This window comes from Maribacter sp. 4U21, from assembly GCF_002742365.1.
Classification (GTDB): domain Bacteria; phylum Bacteroidota; class Bacteroidia; order Flavobacteriales; family Flavobacteriaceae; genus Maribacter.
The window spans coordinates 106,040-126,941 of record NZ_MDGN01000009.1 but is presented as its reverse complement, the minus strand read 5'-3'; the positions used below and the strand labels follow the sequence as shown (position 1 = coordinate 126,941).

At 38.7% G+C, this 20,902-nt stretch carries 26 protein-coding genes; 11 read left to right on the top strand and 15 right to left on the bottom strand.

The features are described 5' to 3' along the window. The first annotated feature begins 4 nt into the window (after positions 1-4). The gene (aat, locus tag BFP77_RS02005; RefSeq protein ID WP_099572408.1) at positions 5-676 is read left to right on the top strand and encodes a leucyl/phenylalanyl-tRNA--protein transferase; all 672 of its coding nucleotides are present in this window, start codon (positions 5-7) and stop codon (positions 674-676) included. Here the strand turns inward: aat and BFP77_RS02000 are convergent. The 7 genes from BFP77_RS02000 to BFP77_RS01975 all read right to left on the bottom strand — a co-directional run bounded on the left by BFP77_RS02000 (position 659) and on the right by BFP77_RS01975 (position 4,332). Then, complete coding sequence (locus tag BFP77_RS02000) at positions 659-1,348, bottom strand: DUF2490 domain-containing protein (RefSeq protein WP_099572407.1); 690 nt, start codon at positions 1,346-1,348, stop codon at positions 659-661. The genes aat and BFP77_RS02000 overlap by 18 nt on opposite strands. Next, entirely contained in the window at positions 1,335-1,862 is a 528-nt protein-coding gene (locus BFP77_RS01995) for a hypothetical protein (RefSeq protein WP_257212833.1), read from the bottom strand. Before BFP77_RS01995 ends, BFP77_RS02000 begins: the two co-directional genes overlap by 14 nt. A 72-nt stretch (positions 1,863-1,934) precedes the next feature. Beyond that, positions 1,935-2,498, bottom strand: coding sequence for a DNA-3-methyladenine glycosylase I (locus tag BFP77_RS01990; protein WP_099572405.1), 564 nt, complete (start codon positions 2,496-2,498; stop codon positions 1,935-1,937). Positions 2,499-2,534: 36 nt separating this feature from the next. Beyond that, a complete protein-coding gene (locus BFP77_RS01985) occupies positions 2,535-3,497 on the bottom strand; it encodes a sodium-dependent bicarbonate transport family permease (RefSeq protein ID WP_099572404.1) in 963 nt (320 codons plus the stop codon). A gap of 29 nt (positions 3,498-3,526) precedes the next feature. Beyond that, entirely contained in the window at positions 3,527-3,820 is a 294-nt protein-coding gene (locus BFP77_RS01980) for a hypothetical protein (RefSeq protein ID WP_099572403.1), read from the bottom strand. A 10-nt stretch (positions 3,821-3,830) separates the two neighbouring features. After that, positions 3,831-3,995 carry a hypothetical protein gene (locus tag BFP77_RS16885; protein ID WP_164721485.1) on the bottom strand — a complete coding sequence of 55 codons (165 nt, stop codon included), beginning with the start codon at positions 3,993-3,995 and terminating at the stop codon, positions 3,831-3,833. Between the two features lie 28 nt (positions 3,996-4,023). Then, the gene (locus BFP77_RS01975) at positions 4,024-4,332 is read right to left on the bottom strand and encodes a hypothetical protein (protein ID WP_099572402.1); all 309 of its coding nucleotides are present in this window, start codon (positions 4,330-4,332) and stop codon (positions 4,024-4,026) included. A gap of 105 nt (positions 4,333-4,437) precedes the next feature. Between BFP77_RS01975 and BFP77_RS01970 the strand changes: the two genes are divergently transcribed. Next, complete coding sequence (locus BFP77_RS01970) at positions 4,438-5,358, top strand: LysR family transcriptional regulator (RefSeq protein ID WP_099572401.1); 921 nt, start codon at positions 4,438-4,440, stop codon at positions 5,356-5,358. Between the two features lie 15 nt (positions 5,359-5,373). Here the strand turns inward: BFP77_RS01970 and cutA are convergent, their stop codons facing one another. Next, positions 5,374-5,691 carry a divalent cation tolerance protein CutA gene (gene cutA, locus BFP77_RS01965; RefSeq protein ID WP_099572400.1) on the bottom strand — a complete coding sequence of 106 codons (318 nt, stop codon included), beginning with the start codon at positions 5,689-5,691 and terminating at the stop codon, positions 5,374-5,376. A gap of 105 nt (positions 5,692-5,796) precedes the next feature. Then, positions 5,797-6,162, bottom strand: a complete 366-nt coding sequence (locus BFP77_RS01960; RefSeq protein ID WP_099572399.1) for a hypothetical protein — start codon at positions 6,160-6,162, stop codon at positions 5,797-5,799. 130 nt (positions 6,163-6,292) lie between these two features. Between BFP77_RS01960 and BFP77_RS01955 the strand changes: the two genes are divergently transcribed. From BFP77_RS01955 to BFP77_RS01915, 9 genes are all read left to right on the top strand, one after another. Continuing rightward, the gene (locus tag BFP77_RS01955) at positions 6,293-6,967 is read left to right on the top strand and encodes a TetR/AcrR family transcriptional regulator (RefSeq protein ID WP_099572398.1); all 675 of its coding nucleotides are present in this window, start codon (positions 6,293-6,295) and stop codon (positions 6,965-6,967) included. 6 nt (positions 6,968-6,973) lie between these two features. After that, the gene (locus BFP77_RS01950; protein WP_099572397.1) at positions 6,974-8,641 is read left to right on the top strand and encodes a peptidase domain-containing ABC transporter; all 1,668 of its coding nucleotides are present in this window, start codon (positions 6,974-6,976) and stop codon (positions 8,639-8,641) included. A 5-nt stretch (positions 8,642-8,646) separates the two neighbouring features. Further along, positions 8,647-9,999, top strand: a complete 1,353-nt coding sequence (locus BFP77_RS01945) for an HlyD family secretion protein (protein ID WP_099572396.1) — start codon at positions 8,647-8,649, stop codon at positions 9,997-9,999. Positions 10,000-10,001: 2 nt separating this feature from the next. Continuing rightward, positions 10,002-11,405 carry a TolC family protein gene (locus BFP77_RS01940; protein WP_099572395.1) on the top strand — a complete coding sequence of 468 codons (1,404 nt, stop codon included), beginning with the start codon at positions 10,002-10,004 and terminating at the stop codon, positions 11,403-11,405. Positions 11,406-11,417: 12 nt separating this feature from the next. Beyond that, on the top strand, positions 11,418-12,302 hold the full coding sequence (locus tag BFP77_RS01935) for a YitT family protein (RefSeq protein ID WP_099572394.1): 885 nt from the start codon (positions 11,418-11,420) through the stop codon (positions 12,300-12,302). A 62-nt stretch (positions 12,303-12,364) separates the two neighbouring features. Then, positions 12,365-13,531, top strand: a complete 1,167-nt coding sequence (locus BFP77_RS01930; protein ID WP_180272285.1) for an esterase-like activity of phytase family protein — start codon at positions 12,365-12,367, stop codon at positions 13,529-13,531. A 256-nt stretch (positions 13,532-13,787) separates the two neighbouring features. Further along, positions 13,788-14,147, top strand: coding sequence for a hypothetical protein (locus BFP77_RS01925; protein WP_099572392.1), 360 nt, complete (start codon positions 13,788-13,790; stop codon positions 14,145-14,147). Positions 14,148-14,177: 30 nt separating this feature from the next. After that, positions 14,178-14,543 (top strand): hypothetical protein, encoded by a 366-nt coding sequence (locus BFP77_RS01920; RefSeq protein ID WP_143751818.1) that lies wholly within the window; start codon positions 14,178-14,180, stop codon positions 14,541-14,543. A gap of 171 nt (positions 14,544-14,714) precedes the next feature. Further along, positions 14,715-15,338, top strand: coding sequence for a thioredoxin family protein (locus tag BFP77_RS01915; protein WP_257212831.1), 624 nt, complete (start codon positions 14,715-14,717; stop codon positions 15,336-15,338). Here BFP77_RS01915 and BFP77_RS01910 read toward each other — a convergent pair. From BFP77_RS01910 to BFP77_RS01885, 6 genes are all read right to left on the bottom strand, one after another. After that, positions 15,321-16,052 carry a hypothetical protein gene (locus BFP77_RS01910; RefSeq protein WP_099572466.1) on the bottom strand — a complete coding sequence of 244 codons (732 nt, stop codon included), beginning with the start codon at positions 16,050-16,052 and terminating at the stop codon, positions 15,321-15,323. The two genes, BFP77_RS01915 and BFP77_RS01910, sit on opposite strands and share 18 nt — an antisense overlap. A 73-nt stretch (positions 16,053-16,125) precedes the next feature. Then, positions 16,126-16,824, bottom strand: coding sequence for a tRNA pseudouridine(55) synthase TruB (gene truB, locus BFP77_RS01905; protein WP_099572390.1), 699 nt, complete (start codon positions 16,822-16,824; stop codon positions 16,126-16,128). A 167-nt stretch (positions 16,825-16,991) separates the two neighbouring features. Continuing rightward, complete coding sequence (locus BFP77_RS01900; RefSeq protein WP_099572389.1) at positions 16,992-17,789, bottom strand: undecaprenyl-diphosphate phosphatase; 798 nt, start codon at positions 17,787-17,789, stop codon at positions 16,992-16,994. Then, positions 17,790-18,053: a DUF3098 domain-containing protein gene (locus tag BFP77_RS01895; RefSeq protein ID WP_099572388.1), complete on the bottom strand. Its 264-nt coding sequence runs from the start codon at positions 18,051-18,053 to the stop codon at positions 17,790-17,792. A gap of 9 nt (positions 18,054-18,062) precedes the next feature. Beyond that, complete coding sequence (locus BFP77_RS01890) at positions 18,063-18,941, bottom strand: cell division protein FtsX (protein WP_099572387.1); 879 nt, start codon at positions 18,939-18,941, stop codon at positions 18,063-18,065. Positions 18,942-19,008: 67 nt separating this feature from the next. Further along, positions 19,009-20,886 carry a T9SS type B sorting domain-containing protein gene (locus BFP77_RS01885; RefSeq protein WP_099572386.1) on the bottom strand — a complete coding sequence of 626 codons (1,878 nt, stop codon included), beginning with the start codon at positions 20,884-20,886 and terminating at the stop codon, positions 19,009-19,011. Positions 20,887-20,902 lie beyond the last annotated feature (16 nt).

Genomic DNA, 20,902 nt, shown 5'->3' with positions numbered 1-20,902 from the left:
AAAAATGGTGGAAGAGGAAACGTCAGAGGGACCAATTCATTTCCTTTCGGAGCGCTTGTACTTTCCTTCGGTGGAGAACGCCAATTGCGAAGGACTTCTGGCGGTAGGCGGTGATTTGTCCTCCGAACGGCTTTTATTGGCATATCAAAGTGGAATTTTTCCGTGGTTCAATAATGATTCGCTCATTATGTGGTGGAGCCCAAAGATGCGAATGGTGTTGTATCCGGAAGAGGTTAAAATCTCTAAAAGCATGCAAAAAGTAATCCGTTCAAACCAGTTTCGTTTAACAAAGAACAAAAGATTTAAAAAGGTCATTGAACATTGTTCCGCCGTTCCCAGAAATGACCAGGAAGGAACTTGGATAACGGATGAAATGAAAAAGGCCTATTTGGAGCTGCACCGAAAAGGTTTCGCCAAATCTTATGAAGTTTGGGAGGGAAATAATTTGGTCGGGGGTTTGTACGGAATTGACTTGGGACATATATTTTGTGGAGAAAGTATGTTTAGCTTAAAGTCTAACGCCTCTAAATTTGCATTTATAAAATTGGCGGAAGAACTACAGGAACAGCATTATAAGTTGATAGACTGTCAGCTATATACAGACCATCTGGCGAGTTTGGGGGCTAGGGAAATACCCCGAAGCTTGTTTATGAGTAGGCTAAAGGGACAGAACTAGATTTGTGATTAAGAACGCTACATTTTCCGTAATCGCATTATAATTTTCCGCCCGGTATTCCGCTCCAAGTTGAAATTTGGTTTTTTCACTGATCAACCAACCCAATTGCGCGGTTATACGTTGGTCATATTCCGGTCGCGTAGCTTTTCCTGCACTTAGTAGAGACTCGGTGGTTAGTACTAAATAAGATTCGCCAATATCCAATTCAACACCCTGCAGGGGTAGATCCAAAGCAAATCTATATCTAAACCTATGTATGGTAGCGGATGCCGTAATGCGTTGTTCCGTTCTTAATCTATGCCCAAATCTTAGAACTCTCGCTTTATGGGTAATATTATACTGCTGCGTTATACGCAGTTCATTTTCTTTGTCCTGTTCAAAATTTTCACGAAATCTATATTGGAACCCTAAACCCAGACTTTGATTATCACTGATCTTAAGTTTAGAAAAATGTACAAAGTCTAATTGTCTTATTTCAAAATCCAATGCAGAATCCTGGTACAGATAGGTGCGTTTTGCTAAGGAAAAGTTATGGGAGTAATTTGCAGTTACTTTGTAATTCAGGGCAAGTTGAGGCTGCCAATAACCGGTCCAATTATCCTGTGCCTTTACGGTATAAAAAACGGTCCAAAAACAAATAAATAGAATACTGCTTTTCCTAGTAAAGAACATGATCGTAGTTAGGGGGTAATGACTTTCTTATCTTTTTGAAATTTCCTTCCGCATCAAAAAGGATTTCGTAATCAAAGTAGTTTTTATCAACTTTTCCGGCGACAATAAGTTCATAATTAAGTGAGGGCAGTAACAGATTTTGAAAGGCATTCCTAAACGTTTCTTTAAGTTGTTCTTGGTTTGCAGGATATTGCTGCTGTATTCTTTTGATTCGATATTTTGAGAATTGAGATTCAAAATAGGTTATCATTTTGGCCAAAGCATCGGAAGGGATATCTACTTCCTTTATGAGTACCTCAATATCTTCCAGATGGCCCTTTTCGTCGAATTCTACACTATACCAGAGTCTGTCTTTTTTGAATTTCGCTTCAAAACTCGTTTTGGCGCTATCGGTCTCTTTATAGAATTTGAGCCGTTTCACCTCTTGCAGTTCACTTTCCATCATATCCAAGGCGGCTATCGGAAATTGTGATTTTCGAATGCGGAATTCGCGTTCATATTTATCCTGTGACATAGTAAAAGAGCAACAGCAAATTATGATGATAAGGGACAGCCCGAATAATTTATTTTTCATAGTTTCTAATATCTAGACCTGCGCATACCTAAAGCAATTTATTTCATGATCGTTAACCATGCCCGTTGCCTGCATAAAGGCGTAGACCACGGTACTTCCAACAAATTTAAAGCCTCTTTTTTTTAAATCCTTACTAATTTGGTCGGAAAGCGGAGTATTCGCCGGGGCCTCTTTATAGTTCTGTATTTTGTTTATTATTGGTTTGTGGTCCAGAAAATCCCAAATATATTTATGGAAACTTCCAAAACTTTTCTGTACTTCCATAAAGGCTATGGCATTGGAGATAGTAGCGTTTATTTTAAGTTTGTTCCTGATAATACCGGCGTTCTGTAAAAGTTCTTCTTTTCTGTTGGTGTCGTACAAGGCAATTTTTTGATAATCAAAATTATCAAAGGCCTTTCTGAAGTTTTCTCTTTTTCTCAAGATGGTTATCCAGCTAAGACCTGCCTGAAAAGTCTCTAGAACAAGAAACTCAAATAGCATAGCATCATCCTTGACCGGAACACCCCACTCCCTATCATGATAATCTTCATACAGCGTATCGCCAACACACCAGCCACATTTGTGTTTTTCCATGCCCTTAAATTAGTAATTTAAAGGATAGGGCCAACTTTAAAAAGATTGCACTACCCACAAGTATAGCGGCATACCTAATGTTATATTAAACGGAAAGGTAATGGCAAGGGCCATGGGCAGATATAAACTGGGATTGGCTTTTGGTGCCGCTAGCCGCATCGCTGCGGGCACGGCGATATAAGAGGCACTTGCGGCCAATATCGCAAAGAGAAAACGGTTTCCAACACTTTCTGTAAAAGCGGCACTTACGATGGCAACAGTAATGCCGTTAATTAAAGGAATAATAATGGCGAATAGAAATGCGAACCAACCTTTCTTTAGAAAATCATTAAGTTTTTTACCACTGGTAATCCCCATATCTAGCAGAAATACAGCTAAAAATCCTTTAAATATATCCGTTGTAAAGGGCTCAATACCTCTCGCCTGTTGATCGCTAGCTAAAAATCCAATCACAAGGCTACCTAGGATGAGGAGTACACTTCCGTTGGTCAAAGAGTGTTTTACCACCCCCGTTAAGCTTATCTGGTTTTTTTTATCCTTTTGGAAATACGACATTAACAGCACTCCGATAATGATGGAGGGCGCTTCCATAAGCGCCATAACGGCTACCATATGACCCCCGAACGGTATCTGTTCTATCTCCAAGAAGGAAACAGCGGTTACGAAGGTAACGGCGCTCACCGAACCGTAAGCGGCCGCTATAGCCCCGGAGTTGGCAACACTGAACTTTCTCCGAAGGATAAAATAACTGAATACCGGAACAAATAGCGCCAAGAAGACTCCGTACAATAATGACCACAGTATTTCTAGATCCAGATTGCTATGTGAAAGTTCCATCCCACCTTTAAATCCAATAGAGAACATGAGGTAAAGGGATATGAATTTTGACGAATTGGCGGGTATTTCTAAATCGCTCTTTAAGGACACCGCCAAAATACCGAGAAAGAAAAAAAGTAAGGCAGGGTTGGTCAGGTTGTCAAGCAACAAATGTAAATCCATAAGTAAGTTGATTATTTAAAAAGGAGGTTTCAGGCCTTCTCATTGATAGCTATGAGTTTGATGGAAATGTCCCCATCAATTTGGAGTTTATAACCTTCGTTCCTAGCTCTTAGGATAAGGTCTTTTACACTGTTTTTAGAATTCTTGAGTGACGCTATGCGCTGTTCCGACCATTCCGTATTGGTATCTACTCCATTTTGAAGACTAAGAATTTGTAGATGATGAAACTTTATTTTATCGCTTATGAGCGAAAAGAGTACATCCGCCGCTTCAGCGGGCGCAAACGTACCCTTTACAAGATTTATGGTTTGATCTGGTTTCAATAGTTCTCTTTTAAGAATTACCTAGCGCTTTAACTACAAGGATACAGGAAATAATACCCAAGGCAACGAGCAGACGGTCCATGAATAGATTATCGTTTGTATATGAGGTAATAAGAAAACCGGCGATGGCTACAAAGCCAAGACCAAGATACAGATGTGCTTTTTTAAGTGACATAAGATTCTTTTTTGAAAGTTGTTTATGGCTATTTGTTCACTGATATTTTAAGTACGCCGTCTATCTTAAGCGTTAATCCTTCTGCTCTTGCTTGTGCAAAGAAATCTTTTGCAATGGATTTTTCATGTTCTAATTCGGTGATGCGCTCATCCGGATATTTAGTATTAGCCTCAGAATACCCTTCACATAAAGAAAGTCGTTGTAGCTTGTGAAAGTTTATTTTCTCATTAAGTAGGGCCAAAACTACATCGGAGGCTTCGGATACAGTGAAATTTCCATCCACTAAATTTATTTTTTGCATAGTTTTAGGTCTTACGTTTTCTGCTGTTGCTTTCATGATTTGAATTTTTAGTTTAACTTATTCTTTAAGTTGGCACAAAGTTTAAAATAATAATCCATAAATTTTTATTTATATTTATTATATCAAACATTAATATTATTTATGAATTATACCTTACATCAACTTCAGGTTTTTCTCAAAGTGTCAGAAAAACAAAGTATTACAAAGGCAGCGGAAGAATTATTTTTAACGCAGCCTGCGGTATCTATTCAGTTAAGAAATTTTCAAGATCAATTTTCCATACCATTGACAGAGGTGGTAGGGAGAAAACTATATATCACGGATTTTGGACGGGAAATTGCCGAGGCGGCCGAAAAGATTTTGGACCAAGTCTATGCGATTAATTATAAATCGTCATCGTACGAAGGTAATTTGTCGGGGAGGTTAAAGATTTCGATAGTCTCCACGGGTAAATACGTAATGCCCTATTTCCTTTCAAATTTTATAAAGGGCAATGAGGGGGTAGAGCTTTTAATGGATGTAACCAATAAGTCTAAAGTGGTTAAGGCACTGGAGTTGAATGAAGTGGATTTTGCGTTGGTTTCCGTATTGCCTACGCATTTAAAAATGGATAAGATAGCCCTGATGACCAATAAACTCTTTTTGGTGGGTGATATGAAACGCAACTTTAATTCTAAGAATAAAAATAAGATTTTCAAGGACCTTCCATTGATTTATAGAGAACAGGGGTCCGCCACAAGAGGCGCAATGGAAGAATTTATAAGGAAGAACAATCTACCTACATCAAAGAAAATAGAACTAACATCAAATGAAGCCGTAAAGCAAGCTGTAATAGCAGGTTTAGGATATTCTATTATGCCTTTAATAGGGATTAAGAATGAATTACGTAACGGGGATTTACAGATTATAGAAGTTTCAGGTCTGCCTATAATTACTACATGGAATTTGGTGTGGTTACAATCAAAGAACCTTTCTCCTGCCGCCAATGCCTTCTTAGCATACGTAAAGGAAGAAAAAGAGGATATTATAGCAGAACATTTCGATTGGTTCGAAAATATTTAAAGAACTGAAGGCCAATTAGACTTTGGCTGTGTTTTCCCTAATGAGCGAAGCGAGCTCCTCGTCCATATAAACAATAGGAACGGAATACAACATAGGCATGTTGGTTTTAAAGTTTGTTTTTAGGACATCGTTGATAGTTTTAAATAGAAGTGCCTTTGTCTTGCCTATGATTAGGGTCTGTTTTGAACTTACAAGTTGGCCCTGAGCATTTTTTTTCTCGTATACCGTTTTTTCAGATACTACGGCCTGTAAAAGTAATTTTTGGTCCATCAATAGATTTATGATTTTAAGCGCTTGCTTTCTATCCTTTGCAATAATATGTGCTAGTATCATAATGTTTATTTTAGAACACCGGTCATATTATAAAGGATATCTAGCGAAGAACTATCCTAATATGACCGGTGTCGAGAACAAAAATTTATACGTTAAATAAATACTTTAGCGTGTCTCCTCAATGGGCTTGCCTACAGGTGTCAACTTGGCATTGATAGTGGTTAAATGGTTAAAAAAGCTTTCACCGTCCTCTCTTCTGAGAACCGCCCTTCTAGTTCCATCAGAATTTAAATCTAAACTGTCGATAATAAATTTAGTACCAAAGACATTGATATAATTTCCGCCCCCGTCCCAATTGTTCAAACCACCTATAATAATGGCAGGGCCGTTCTGTTTCTTTGTCAAGTTAACCTGTTCAGTAGCAGACCGTCTATTGACCTCATTATCCTCAAACTGTATATAGAACATTTCTTGAGCCTGGCCAAATAGTGGAGATAATACGATAAGTATCAATAGTAGAGTTTTCTTCATATCAAAAAAAATTTTATACAATATAAGGAATTAAGACGCTCATAAATGCAGCACTATCGTTAAATATTAGTTAAACTATTAATTAATAATAGCATTACTATTATATTTGTACGTATCAAAATAGCACTTAATGGAACATTTACTACAGACTGTAACAATAAGAATCAACGAGAAGATTTTTTTAAAAGACCCGGAATCATCCGATTTGGGCAAGCGCATTGTCGAGAATAGTATCCTAATGATTAGCAAAATGGGTTTTGAGAGTTTTACTTTCAAAAAATTAGGGACTAAAATAGGATCCAATGAAAGCTCTATTTATAGGTATTTTGAAAACAAGCATAAATTACTGTTGTATCTTACCTCCTGGTATTGGGGATGGTTGGAGTATCAATTGGTTTTTGCGACCAATGGTATCGCCGATCCTGAGGAAAAATTACGGAAGGCCATTGAGATTGTGACCAAAACAACAGTTGAGGACACCTCTTTTTCACATATTAACGAGGTGCTTTTAAATAAAATCGTCATTAACGAATACTCGAAATCTTATTTGACCAAAGAAGTGGATACGGAAAATAAAGAGGGATACTTTGTAATCTACAAAAGGTTGGTGAACCGTCTTAGCAAAATGATACATGGTGTGGATTCCGAATATCCTTATCCTTCAAGCTTGGCAAGTACGCTTTTAGAGGGTTCTTTGCACCAGCACTTTCTTAGGGATCACTTTAGTTCTTTGACGGATTTCCGTGAAAATGACGATCAAAAACAATACTTCTTAAACCTAGTGTTCTCATCACTTAAATCCTAAAAAGGAATGTCAAAAAATATTTTAACCGCTTGGCAGCGTCTCATAGGCATGCTTCGTCTGGACAAGAGAGACGTTTTTCAAGTCTTTTACTATGCAATTTTTGCGGGAATCGTCAGTTTGTCCCTACCTCTAGGTATCCAGGCCATCATAAATTTAATACAAGGAGCCCAAGTGAGTACTTCTTGGATAGTACTGGTTGTATTAGTGACCTTGGGAGTTGCTTTTGTAGGCGTACTGCAATTAATGCAGATACGAATCATAGAAAACGTACAGCAGAAAATTTTTACTAGGGCATCGTTTGAATTCTCTTACCGTTTTCCCAAGATAAAGATGAGCGAATTACGTGATAATTATCCGCCAGAACTGGCAAACAGGTTTTTTGATACCTTAAATGTGCAAAAAGGTTTACCCAAGTTGTTGATAGATTTTCCAGCAGCACTTTTACAGATTATTTTTGGTTTGCTCTTGCTGTCGTTTTACCATCCCTTCTTCATCATCTACGGTATTTTGTTGATCGTTCTCATCTACGTGGTTTTTAAGTTCACGGTACAGAAAGGTCTTGAAACGAGTTTAGCGGAATCTAAAAGTAAATATAAGGTAGCGCATTGGATACAGGAGATTGCGCGTTCTATCGTTAGTTTTAAACTCTCTGGTAGAACATCGCACGCCTTGGACAAGACAGATACCCTTGTAGATAAATACTTGGTTTCCAGGGAAAGTCATTTTAGGATTCTAGTATTGCAATTTATTCAGATGATCGGTTTTAAGATTTTGGTAACCGCTGGTCTTTTACTGATCGGTGGTCTATTGGTCTTGAATCAAGAAATGAATATTGGACAATTTGTAGCGGCGGAAATTATTATACTATTGGTAATTGCATCGGTAGAGAAACTTATTTTAGGTCTAGAGTCTTTCTATGACGTTCTTACCTCTTTGGAAAAGCTGGGGCAGGTAGTGGATAAAGAATTGGAACCACAGGACGGGGAATTTCCTTTCTTACATGATGATAAATTTAGCCTAGAGTTAAGTAACATTAGTTATCACATTCCAAATTCCGAAAAGAAAATTATTGATGATCTTTCTATTTTAATAAAGTCAAAAGATAGGGTGCTTTTAAGTGGACCCAATGGCTCGGGAAAATCGACATTACTGCGATTAATAGCGGGTATCATTGAGCCAACGGAAGGTACCATATATGTAAATAATATTTCCCTAAAAGGTCTGCACCTAAATTACTACAGGGCTCAATTGGGGCAGTCACTTACCGAAGAGTCTCCCTTTGAAGGTACGCTTTTAGACAATATCACTTTTGGAGATAAGGAAATTCCGAAAGAGGACATTCGTTGGGCCATTGAAAAATCTGGTTTAAAACAATTTGTCAAAGAACAGAAGTTAGGACTAAAAACCGTTATTTATCCAGAAGGGAAACAAATATCAAGCACAATAGCCAAAAAAATAGTTTTAGCTAGAAGTATTGTTAGAAAACCAAGACTATTAATTCTAAAGGATCCTCTTGACCAATTTGATTCTAAGGAGGCCACAAGAATCATGGATTTTCTTATTGATGTTGAACATCCTTGGGCCTTGATCGTTGTAAGTCAAAATCCCAATTGGGTGAAAAGGTGTGGTCGAATCTTGACCTTAAATGCAGGAAAATTAATTAGCGAAAAGTAGAGAAGATGTTGAACATATCTAAAAATAGCTTAGCCAAGCGAGTAGATTTAAAAGGCTATCAATCCACCAACAGGGTTTTTCATCAAAGGTATTACAAGTACTTTAATAGGTTCCTGAAAGGCTTTGGGATCATGATATTAATTCTCTTTTTTCTTCCATGGACACAGAACGTGACCGGAAAGGGATACTTAACTACCTTGAAGCCGGACCAACGACCACAGACCATACAATCACCCATACCGGGTAGGATTGAAAAATGGTACGTACAAGAAGGGGACTATGTAAAGAAAGGAGATACCATCCTCTTTATTTCGGAGATTAAAAATGAATATTTTGACCCTAACTTGGTTTCTCGTACAGGAGATCAAATAAGGGCAAAATCGGCATCTGTACTCTCCTATGAAGGAAAGGTAAAAGCGTTACGTAACCAAATGTCGGCTTTATCCAATGAGCGGGCATTGAAGTTGGAGCAAGCCCGCAACAAATTGCTGCAGTCTAAACTAAAAGTTCAGAGCGATAGTATTGATCTAGAAGCGGCTGAGACCAATATTAGAATTGCAGAAAGGCAGTTTAACAGAACGCAACAATTGCAGAGCGAGGGCCTTAAAGCCGTGACGGATGTAGAAGAAAAACGACTAAAACTTCAGGAAACTCAGGCAAAGCTAATCTCGCAGCAGAATAAATTACTCGCCGCAAGGAACGAGGTAATTAATGCAAGAGTAGAAATAAATCGTGTACAGAATGAATACACCAATAAAATTTCAAAAGCGGAGAGTGATATGTTCACCGCTCAATCCAGCCAGTTCGATTCTGAGGCGCAAGTAACAAAACTAGAGAACGAGTTTACCAACTATTCCATGCGGAACGATATGTATTACGTGCGAGCGCCACAGAACGGCTTCATTAACAAGGCCATTCAAGGGGGTATAGGTCAAACCTTCAAAGAAGGGGAGTCCCTGGTAGGTATTATGCCCGCGGATATTGATATGGCTGTGGAAACCTTTGTAAGGCCCTTGGATTTACCCTTGATGCATCTGGGTGAAAAAGTCCGTATTCAGTTTGATGGTTGGCCTGCAATAGTTTTTAGCGGTTGGCCCAATGTTTCTTACGGTACGTATGGGGGTGTTGTGGTGGCCATTGAAACCTTTATTAGTGATAATGGAAAATATAGAATTTTATTGGCGCCAGATCCGGACGATCATGAGTGGCCGGCAGAGCTAAGAGCGGGTTCTGGTGCGGACACGATTGCACTTCTGGAAGATGTGCCCATCTGGTATGAACTATGGAGACAGTTAAACGGTTTCCCTCCAAATTATTATCAGCCCGAGGGAGCGCAAGGTAAACCAGTAAAGAAATAAGGATGCAAAAATATATTGTTTGTTTATTTTTTGGATTTTTCTTCGTGGCCCATGCCCAAGTACAGGATTCTTTAGAATTGGAGTTCAATGAATATCTGGGCTATGTAAAAAAGTTCCATCCAATTGCCAAACAGGCAGATCTAACCCTGAGTATTGGTCAGGCAAATTTAATGAAAGCACGTGGAGGCTTTGATCCCAAGATAGAGGCAGATTACGAGCGCAAGGAGTTTAAGGGAAGTGAATATTGGGATAGACTGAACGCCACCTTCAAAATACCAACGTGGTATGGCATAGAATTGAAAGGAAATTTTGAACAGAATCAAGGTGATTTTATAAGTCAAACAGAGACCGTACCGGATAATGGTCTTTACAGTGCGGGTATATCAATGTCCCTTGCTAGAGGGTTGTGGATAAATGAGCGTATGGCTACCCTAAAGAAGGCAAAGTTTTTCAGGGAGCAGACCAAGGCCGATCGTGATTTATTGGTCAACCAAATACTTTTTGATGCTTCTTTGGCCTATTTTGATTGGCTACAAGCTTATTTGGACAGGGAAGTGTTTACTAATTTTCTGAGTAATGCAGAAATTCGTTTCGAAGGAATCAAAAAAAGTGCCGAAGCTGGCGATAAGGCCGCAATAGATACGGTAGAAGCGAAAATCGCCGTTCAGAACAGGGCCTTGGAATTAGAACAGGCCAACGTACGCTTTCGTAATAAATCTTTAGAGTTATCTAATTTTCTATGGGGAAATGACAATATTCCACTAGAACTACAACCCAACGTATTCCCGGATACGGATTTGGCCGCGGATATAGACTATACGTTGGAAATTCTTGGCAAGCCCTTGGATAGTTTTACGGTAGAGAATCATCCTAAGATAAAATCATTAGGATTTAAGATTGACGGACTGCGTGTAGACAAACAACTAAAAACCAATAAATTACTCCCAAAAATAGATGTAGAATATAACTTTCTAACAGAAAGCCCAGATGTGCTCAATTCCTTTGTTACGGAGGAGTATAAAGGAGGTTTAGCGTTTCAATTCCCACTCTTTCTACGTAAAGAAAGAGGGGATTTAAGATTGGCGAAACTTAAATTGAACGATGCACAGTTTGAGTTGGACAATGCACAAATTGAAATTCGCAATAAAGTATTGGCTATTTATAATGAACTAGAGTCTTTTGAAACCCAAAATGTTCTGATTTATGATATCGTTTCTAATTACCAAACGATGCTCTCTGCGGAAGAAAGAAAGTTTAGTTTTGGAGAAAGTTCGCTGTTCTTGATCAATTCAAGGGAAAGTAAGTTGATAGATGCTGTTTTAAAACAGAATTCGGTTCAAAATAAATTCTATTCGGCAAAAGCAAAATTGTTCAAAAGCCTAGCGGTTAATCCAGAGAATCTATAATACGAAACGTTAATGAAAAATGAAGCATCCAATAGTAGTTCAAAGAATGACTATAAGCTATGGTTAAAGGATTCATTTTTCATTGTTCTAGGGATATTTTCCGCGGCGTTCGCCTTGGAGAGCTTTCTTTTGCCCAACAAATTCATTGATGGTGGTGCTACGGGAATATCCCTACTAATTGCAGAAACTTCAGATGTTCCACTGTATTTACTGATTCTATTCGTAAATATTCCATTCGTAATACTGGGTTACAAGGTAATCGGAAAGTTGTTTGCGGTAAAAACGGCACTGGCTATACTTGGTTTGGCACTAGTGTTGCTTACCATTGATTTTCCAGAAATAACACAGGATAAATTATTGGTTGCCGTTTTCGGTGGATTTTTTCTGGGCGCGGGAATCGGACTATCAGTGAGAGGAGGAAGTGTACTCGATGGAACCGAGGTTTTGGCAATATTTCTAAGTCGAAAGCTAGGAACTACAATCGGCGATATTATAATCCTCATCAACATTTTGGTATTCTTGGCAGCTGCTTATCTACTATCCATAGAAACGGCACTATACTCTATGTTAACGTATCTAGCGGCTTCAAAAACGCTGGATTTTGTAATAGAAGGAATTGAAGAATATACTGGGGTAACGATTATATCCGATAAGAACGAGGAGATAAGGGCCATGATCATTGATAAATTAGGTCGCGGTTTAACGATTTACAAGGCCAAGGGAGGCTATGGAAGGCATGGGGTCCATAAAGAGTATGATGTTATCTTTACTGTGATTACAAGACTGGAAATACGCAGGTTAAATATTGAGATTACTAAAATAGACCCAAAAGCATTTGTGGTAATGAGTAAAATAAATGACACACGAGGAGGAATGATTAAAAAGAGATCTATTTAATAACTTTGAATCAAGGGAATTAGAAGACATATTTTGTTCTACATGCTGAGAAATTCATGATAATGCAGATAAGCAGTACTTACCTTATAGCTATAACGCTTGCACAGACTTTTTTCATGGGCTCTTGTACCCAAGAAGAAAACATTACCGAAGGCCAAGTATTGACAACCGAGCGTTCCACGGAGGATAACGAAGCACAACACCAATCAAGCACAGTAAGATTTATTGATGAGTTTGTACTTCCGGATGGTCAGGAATTCGGGAATACAATTGTGGGCGGATTATCCGGTATTGATTATGAGAACGGGAAGTGGGTGGTCATTAGCGATGATTCTAAGAGGCCAAGATACTATACCCTTAATGTAGCTTACGATATAGATGGGTTCAGTTCTTTGGAAATTACAGGCGTAATTACGTTAAAGGATAGCCTGGGGCGAGACTTTGGGGTGGAAACCGTAGATTCAGAATCCATTCGGATAGATGGTGATAAGTTCGTGTGGTCTAGCGAGGGGAATATTGGAGCCAAAATAAATCCCTTCGTACGTACGTCGTCATTAGAAGGCGATTTCATAAAAGCAATGGACTTGCCATTGAAATATAGCGCATCAAATGAAGAAGAGAACGGACCCCGGCAAAATGGCGTTTTCGAAGGATTGTCACTAAGTTCGGACAAAAAAGGATACTGGGTAAGCATGGAATTGCCGTTAAAAGAAGATGGGGAACCGCCAACGACCAATCATGGAGCCCCGATTAGATTAGCTTATATTGATAAAGTCACGGGAGAGTTTGGAAAAGAGTTTGCTTATCCCTTGGACCCTGTAGCACGGCCAGCGATAAACGGTTTTTCCTTTGAATTGAATGGCTTGGTAGAGTTATTGGAATATGAGGAGAATAAATTCTTGGCCTTGGAACGTTCCTTCTCTGCCGGATATACAGATGGTGGAAATACAGTAAAAATCTACGATGTAGATGCGAGAGTTGCAACCGATGTTAGCGGTATTGCAACGCTTAAAGAGGCCGATATAACGATGGTGAAAAAAAAGCTACTTTTAGATTTTGATACCCTACGACCACAATTGACGAATGGAATAGTGGATAATATTGAAGGAATAACCTTTGGCCCAAATTTTTCCAACGGAAACAAATCGATCGTTGTCGTATCCGATAACAATTTTAGTAGACTTTATAAGCAATTGAATCAGTTTATACTTTTAGAACTTCGCGAATAATCTAACAATTGAAGCTCGGTTTTGTATCTCATTGCAATAAAATAGTCATAAATAGTGTTAATTTTTAGATGAAACTATTCGCCTCCGAAAGAGATTTTTAGTCTGTTAACCCATGTTTTTATTATAAAATAAAAGTAAAACTATCGATATATAGTATATTAACTATTATTTTACGGATTAATACTATTAAAATAATTTTTACGTTGTATTTTTGTCATGTGAAACAAGCTATCCAATATTGGAGAAATAGAAAAGCATGAAAAAGAGAAGACCAGTATTTTATCCTGAGTTCAATGTCGAGGAAAAGGAATCAAAAGTAGAAGTGTTGGAGTGGCAGCAAATGAGGCCGGGTCAAAATTTAAAAATTGGGGACCCTTCCAATAAGTACTATCAATACATCTATACTTCGTTAAACTTTGACGATCATAAGGTAGAGAACCTAAAGAAGTTATTGAATTTTAAAGGAATGGAAGTAGTGGTCATCAGTATTCTAAAAATGAAGGATGGCAGTTTTTTCGACGTATTGGAAAGAAAAGGAGAGGTTTTTACCGATAAAATTTCAAGAGTTTATGCAGATTTAAAAAATACTTATTTAAAAAAAGAGTTAGTAGTATAAATTGATAAATATAAAAGTATGATCAATAAAATGAAGTCAGTTGCATTAGTATTTGGATTACTGTGTACTTATAACCTTAGCGCGACACCGGAAGAAGGTTCATCTTCGGAGAATACCGTTCCCATGAACAGTTGCTCAGCAGAGCAATTGATGCAAAAGTCACAATTAGCTACCGAAGATAGCTATGCATTGGATTTAATAGAGATAGAGGAAGAAGAGGTAGACTTGGGTTATGATACCTATTTCTATCTGCCGGACAATTTTGATCCATATCAAGGAATGATAATCGATTTGGAGGAGATTACGTTTGAGGAGCCGGACGAAAATATAGACCTAGGTTTTAGGACGGATAAATACTTACCAAAAGGATTCAACCCCTATTCTTGTTCAAATTAGCTTTTAAAAGCCCTAACCTAGGTTAGGGCTTTTTTAATATATTTAGTTTTTACGGTCTTCTCCGAAAAGTGCTGTAAGGTTTATGAATAATTACTACTTATAGGATAGGAGCAATAGCGTCTTTTAACGATTGCCGCATAATAACTAAGAGGTCATTAAGATTATAAAAGGATGGGAATTAATACTATGATACGAAAGGAAGATACGCTGGTTACCGCTTTGGGTAATAGTTATTCCTATGAGGAATACAGGAACTTAGTAGAAAAATTAGCAGCGGAAGGAAAGTCAACTGGCCCTGTACAAACAGAAGCATTGGCCAATTATACCCAACTTAACGACAGGCGCATGAAACGTTGGGACAAAACCTTGAGATTCAGTGAGGAGGCTGTCTCTAAAATTACTGCAGTTTCAAAAAAAATGACCTGGACGGTTCTTACGGAGAGCTGGTGTGGTGATGCGTCTCCGGCATTACCGGTAATGAATAAGATAGCGGAACTTAATCCAAATATTCAATTACGAGTTGTGTTGCGTGATGAAAATACGGATTTAATGAATCGGTTTTTGACCAACGGCGGAATGTCCATTCCCAAACTCATCGTACGAGATGATGTAAGCAATGAGGTGGTAGCGGACTGGGGCCCAAGGTCGGTTAATGCCACTAAATTAGTGGAAGACCACAAAGCGGTACACGGTATGATAAAACCTGAATTTAAACAGGATATTCAAGTTTGGTACAACAAGGACAAAGGACAAAGCATTTTGGCCGACCTGTTGTTGCTACTTCCTTTGGAATAGGTACGTAATCGTTCCTTTTTGAGTAGTTTTGTCCGAAGCACTGAACTTTGCTCTTAGCGCATAGGTAATAGCATTATCTACTAAGCAACCGTTGGAGGTACCGGAGCTTTTTTCATTGAAGTCTGCCTCGGTTACATTTCCGTATTTATCCACTTTAATGTTGATAACAACCTTACCGCCCTCGATACAGGTGTAAATAGGCGGCGGCATCTTATAACCGTTTCGTTCTACCAGAGAATAGGAGATAGAGGTTCTTTTCGCTGCTAGATTATTGGTGAACTCCTGTTTTTGGGCTTCTTTTTCTCCAAGAAGCTGTTTCTTTTCCTCTCTCTTTTGGGCAAGTTCTTTTACTCTGGCGGCATATTCGGAATCCGAAATAAACTCGTCCGTTTGCTCTCCATCGCTCATCGCAGCTTTCTCCTCCAAAATTTCATCAAGGGTTTTCAATGGCTCTGGATTACCGTAACTGGGTTTTGCAGTTTCATTAAAGGCCATATGGCTCTTAATGGTTTCGGCCTTTGAAATTTCCTCTAGTAGTTTTTCTTCTTCTTCGGTGAGTTCTTCCAATAGCTCCTCTTCCAAAAGCATTTCAACAACATAATCGTCTTCTTGCTCTTCTTCTGCACCTAAATGAATGTTATAGAGCACCAATACGATAATCGCCATAGAGAACATGGTAATGATTAGCGATAGTTGTTGTCTATTTAAATTCATGTTTATATAACCTTTTTTTGTGGAAATTAGTATGGTATAGCTTTCAAAGAAACTAAGCCATAGCATAAATTTCCTATGCTTTTCCCAACAGTTGTTGTTCAAAGACCTCCAGGTCTAGGGCTATATCTACGTTATAATCTCCTATTTTGGTTCTTCTTAAGGCGGATAAATGTCCGCCAGAACCTAAAGCAAGTCCAAAATCATGGGCAATGGAGCGAATGTAAGTGCCTTTACTACAAACGATTCTAAAATCAATTGCAGGAAGCGCTACCGCTGTTATTTCAAACTCCAAAATACGTACCGCGCGCTTTTTAATTTCAATTTCCTCTCCTGCTCTGGCATATTCGTATAAACGTTTGCCATCCTTTTTTAGGGCTGAGAATATGGGGGGTGCTTGTTGTATGTCGCCCAGAAATTGCTCTGTAGTTTTGCGGATTAAGGCTTCGGTTATGTGAGCCATTGGGTAGGTTTTATCCACTTCTGTTTCCAAATCATAGGAGGGTGTGCTTGCTCCTAGTGTAATTGTGCCAGTGTATTCTTTTGCCAAACCTTGGAATTCAGGTATCCGTTTCGTGAATTTCCCCGTGCAGATAATAAGAAGCCCAGTCGCTAAAGGGTCTAAGGTTCCGGCGTGGCCAATTTTGATTTTTTTTAGCTGAAATTTTTTACGAATGGCCCATTTCAGTTTGTTCACGGCTTGGAAAGAAGACCAGCCTAGGGGCTTGTCAATAAGAAGTACTTGACCGTTTAAAAAATCTTCCTTGGTTCTCAAATTTTTTCTTCTCTGGTCAAATTTTTTTCTTTCATAGCTTTATGGTATCCAGCTTTTTTTCCAATAAAATAGGCCAAAACAAAAAGGCCAATAGGAAATATCAGTGCAACTAAAAGTACTATTAAAACTTGCCAAGGGCCGATCACTAAACTCATAGAAGTTATTTATTAGGTAGAACTGTAGCCGTAAACAATGGCGATTAGGCCAACAACAAGACAGTATATGGCAAAATAAGTCAGCTTGCTTTTACGCACTAATTTAATCATCCACGTACAGGCTGCTAGTCCCGCGACGAACGCAGCAATAAATCCGGCACCCATGGCCAAATTATTTTCGCCGCTAAAGGTAAGGTCGCCGCTAAAGAGGTCCTTGGCGATTTTTCCAAAAATTAACGGAACCACCATTAAAAATGAAAAACGGGCGGCCTTGGACTTATCCACTCCCAATAAAACGGAAGTTGATATGGTAGCGCCGCTACGGGAAATACCGGGAAGCATGGCTATAGCTTGTGATATACCAACGATGAAGGCATTTTTGAAACTTACCTTCTTTTCTGTATCCTTAGCTTTATCAGCAAAATAAAGAAGTACAGCGGTAACCAATAGCATAAAACCCACAAAACGCACGTTACCTCCAAAAAAGGCCTCTAGTTGCTCTTCAAAAAAGAGTCCGACTAAAACAGCGGGTAGCATGGAAATAATAATTTTAAGGGAGAATTGACTTTCTTCGTTCCATTGAAATTGAAACAATCCTCTTAAGATTTCCCAAACATCTTTTCTAAAAATTACAATGGTGCTCAAAGCGGTTGCAAAGTGAAGTACAACCGTAAAAAGTAAGCTCTCCTCGGGAACGGAATTATCACCTAAAATAGCCTTGCCAAGTTCTAAATGGCCACTAGAGGAAACAGGAAGAAATTCTGTTAATCCCTGTATTATACCAAGGATAATAGCATCTAGGGTATCCAATTAGTTTTTCTTTTTGTGAGGATTCAACAAAATTGCGTACACCTCGATTCCTAGACCAATGAGTACTAATGTAGGTGCTAGTCTTATTCTTCTAAAGTTGTATATCTGAGGATTAAAGACATTGGGGTCGTCCGTTCCCCCGCCACTCATCAAAATAAAACCTAAGGCAATACAGGCCAAACCAATGAACATGAACAAGTAGTTTTTCTTTTGAAAAATAAACTCCTGTTTAGGTGCCTGCTCAATCTTATTCTTTTTACCCATGAAGCAAATTTAGTAATATAATTCGTCCGTTCTTAAATTTAAAAAACGCTGTGTAGCGAAATAGGTACTTATAAGGGAGATAAGGATGCCTAAAAGAAAAACACCGACCAATAAAATTATCAGTATGGAAGGTTCTTCCAAAAGCCCTAAATCCTGAAAATTAGTATTAACATAATAAACCACACCTCCTATGGCAATAAGCGCTAATAAAGCACCAAGCATACCTAATTTTATGTTTTGCCAAATAAAGGGCCTTCTTATAAAGGTTTTTGTAGCGCCCACCATTTGCATCGTTTTAATGATAAAGCGTTTAGAGTATATAGATAGGCGTATGGAACTGTTGATGAGGAGTACCGCTATAAAGGTAAAAATGCCACTCGCCACCAATATCCAAAACCCGATTTTCTCGACACTTTTGGCTACCATGCTCACAAGTACCTTATCATAACTTACTTCATCGACATAACTTTTTTCGGAAAGTTCATCCGCTATTTCCGTTACTTTTTCAGCAGTAACAAAGTCAGCGTTCAATTTTACATCAATGGAGTTTTTAAGGGGATTGTAACCTAGATAATCTAAAAAGTCTTCCCCGATTTCTTGGCTATGTTGTTCCGCAGCTTCCTCTTTGGATACATAGACTGCTGATTTCGTATAATCGGACATGGCTAAGGTTTTCCGAAGTTGTTCAACTTCGATTTCTTTAGCATCTTCCTTTAAAAAAACTGAAATCGTAATCTGTTCTTTAGACCGATCGGCCATCTTTTTAGTGTTGAGCACTAAAAGACCTAATATTCCTAAAAGAAAAAGTACCAAAGCAATACTCAGTACTACAGAGAAATAGGATGAAATAAGCTTTCGCCTTTGATAATTTTCAAAAGAAGTACTCATAGCTAGTAATCAAATTGTAAAAATAGCAAAGTAATGTGAAATGAGCGAGAACTCTAGAATATACCGTTCAACGCTTAAGCATAAAAGCTCCCTTGAACTCGGAATCCTCAATCTTAAGTCGGTACCAATACGTGGTGGCAGGTAAATTTTGGCCTTGGAAGGTCCCGTCCCAACTTAGATTATTTTCATTTGTGCTTCTAATCAGTTTTCCAAATCGATTAAATATGAAAAGGCTACTGCTATTAAAAAACTCAACCCCTTGGATTTGAAACACATCATTGATGTTATCACCGTTCGGAGTAAAAAATTTAGGAATGACCAAATGTATAAAATCTTGTGTTACCACACCACAATCTTCTCTTCCCCTAGCGTAAATAGTGTATCTTCCTCCTGGTAGCGCATCAAATAGCGGGGTGGTTTGATAACTGATATTATCTATGGAATACTCGAAATCTCCCTGGTTGGCCGTAGTTATTATTATGGATGGACCGTCAGAGATGATAGTTTGTATCACAGGAAGGTCTATCTGTTCTAGAAGGATGAACTTGGTGTTGGAACAGCCATTGGTATCCGTCACCAAAACACTGTATTCACCTGGAGTAGCAACGACAATCTCCTTTGTGGTTTCTCCAGTGTTCCATACGTAGGTGGCATTATCCAAATCTGCAGAAAGTGTTGCGGAGCCATCTTCGCAAAAGCGAACAGTCTCGTCCTCAACTTGTGGAACTGGGTTTATGGTCAAGGAAACGGCAGTTCTATTCGTAGATGGGCATGCTATGATCGGGGAATTTACCTCTGCGTAGTAAGTGCCTGCCTGCGAAGGAGAAAAACTAGTACTATTCTCTAAAAGTAGTGTGCCCCCAATCGGTGCATCGTACCAATTAACGATCAAGTCTCCGGGAACGGTTACGGTTAAAGGTGTATCCGCATTTTCACAACGAATTATATCGCCTTCGCTTACGGCATCAAGTGGTATGGGAAGCACCCGAAGTTCAAACACGTCAGACAAAATATTACAAAGATCGTTGTTCACATTAATGGGGTCTTCTGCAATTTTGGCCCTGAAGAAGGTAGTGCTATTTACACCTGTTGCGGTGTAATTATTAGTTGTAGCACCAGATATATCGGTCCACGTTAACAAATCAGGACTTTCTTGCCACTGATAGGCATGAGATGTAAAAATGGAGAAGTCGGGTGTAGCGGTTAGCGTGGTGGTTACAGAACCTTGATCTTCGCATAAAATGATAGCACTTTCCTCTTGGTCATTGGCTACGGAAACGGTATCACCGCAAGATCTAAATACTATATCGTCAATGGCCAAATCATTACCACATCCGCCATTACTATTGTTTCGCATTTTTAGAATCACTGAAGTTTGGCCGGGAAGTGTCTTAAAGACGAGGGCATATTGTTCCCACAATGGGGTATTTCTGTTCGGAATATCACCGGTATCTCCTTGCGCTAGCAAATTGGTATCCGTTTCGTCCCAAATTTGAAACCGTACATTTACAGGGATTCCATTTCCTTCACATCCAGTTTGTCTTTGTAGGTTTATAAGCCAAGAGGAGAATTCATAAGTGGTATTTTCACATAGTCCAGAAACCTCTCTTCTGTAAAACTCACCAGCGGTAAAACTGGCGTTTACGATAAACGATTTGCCATTGTTGTCGCCAGGGGTATGGTCTTGTACGCTGAACCAATCAAAATAATTGGTAGTACTAGATATGGTATAGTCCCCATCGTTTGGTGTAAAGTCGGTGTAATTGTAAGTGGTTGTTCCATCAGGTAATGCTGGACCGTTGGTTAGACCAGAACCAAAATTCTCTGAAAATATTGGGTCACCGGAACTACCACCACAGAAACCTAATTGCGCGCTGAGTTCTGTTGTTGTACCACAAAGAATAAAAAGGATACATACGAGAGATTTGAAGGTCAAGATTTTCACGATTATAAATATAAGG